This is a genomic window from Stenotrophomonas sp. NPDC077421 (assembly GCF_049545505.1).
In the GTDB taxonomy this organism is placed as follows: Bacteria; Pseudomonadota; Gammaproteobacteria; order Xanthomonadales; family Xanthomonadaceae; genus Stenotrophomonas; species Stenotrophomonas nematodicola.
Genome location: NZ_JBMWDP010000088.1, coordinates 1 through 1,355 on the forward strand (window position 1 = coordinate 1; position 1,355 = coordinate 1,355).

Below are 1,355 nucleotides of genomic sequence, written 5' to 3' on the forward strand. Positions count from 1 at the left end.
CAAGAGCGCGCGTGAGGGCCAGGACTTCTTCCCGCTGACCTGTGACTATCAGGAGAAGTTCTACGCCGGTGGCCGTATCCCGGGTGGCTTCTTCAAGCGCGAAGGCCGCGCGACCGAAAAGGAGACGCTGATCTCGCGTCTGATCGATCGCCCGATCCGTCCGCTGTTCCCGGAAGACTACAAGAACGAAGTGCAGATCATCGCCACGGTGATGTCGCTGAACCCGGACATCGACGGTGACATCCCGGCGCTGATCGGTGCCTCGGCCGCGCTGTCGCTGGCGGGTACCCCGTTCAAGGGTCCGATCGCCGCTGCCAAGGTGGGTTACAAGAACGGTGAGTACATCCTCAACCCGACCGTGACCGAGCTGAAGGATTCGGAGCTGGAACTGGTTGTCGCCGGTACCGCCAACGCCGTGCTGATGGTTGAATCCGAAGCCGCGCTGCTGTCCGAGGACGTGATGCTGGGCGCCGTGACCTTCGGTCACCGCGAAATGCAGAAGGTCATCAACGCCATCAACGAGCTGACCGTGGAAGCCGGCACCAAGCCGTCGACCTGGGTTGCCCCGGCCAAGAACGAGGCGCTGATCAGCGCCCTGCAGGAAGCCGTCGGCCCGCGTCTGGCTGAAGCTTTCCAGGTGCGCGACAAGCTGCAGCGCCGCGACGCGATCGCCGCGATCAAGAAGGACGTGACCGAGTCGCTGGCTGGCCGCGTGGCCGCCGACGGCTGGAACCCGGCCGAGCTGTCGAAGGAATTCGGCGAGCTGGAATACAGCACCATGCGCAACTCGGTGCTGGACACCAAGGTCCGCATCGACGGCCGTGCGCTGGACACCGTCCGCCCGATCGCCGTGCAGACCGGCATCCTGCCGCGTACCCACGGTTCCTCGCTGTTCACCCGCGGTGAAACGCAGGCCATCGTGACCATCACCCTGGGCACTGCCCGTGATGGCCAGGTCATCGACGCCGTGTCCGGTGAGTACAAGGACAACTTCCTGTTCCATTACAACTTCCCCCCGTACTCGGTGGGTGAGACCGGCCGCATGATGGGCCCCAAGCGTCGCGAAATCGGCCACGGCCGCCTCGCCAAGCGCGGCGTGCTGGCAGTGATGCCGTCGCTGGAAGCCTTCCCGTACACCATTCGCGTGGTGTCGGAAATCACCGAATCCAACGGTTCCTCGTCGATGGCTTCGGTCTGCGGTTCCTCGCTGGCCCTGATGGACGCCGGCGTGCCGGTCAAGTCGCCGGTTGCGGGTATCGCGATGGGTCTGGTCAAGGAAGGCGAGCGCTTCGTCGTCCTGTCCGACATCCTGGGTGACGAAGATCACCTGGGCGACATGGACTTCAAGGTGGCCG

General features: G+C 64.5%; 1 protein-coding gene. It reads left to right on the forward strand.

Annotated elements, in window-relative coordinates:
• A partial coding sequence (gene pnp / locus ACPEH1_RS20580; RefSeq protein WP_423716320.1) for a polyribonucleotide nucleotidyltransferase occupies positions 1-1,355 on the forward strand: 1,355 nt, incomplete at both ends.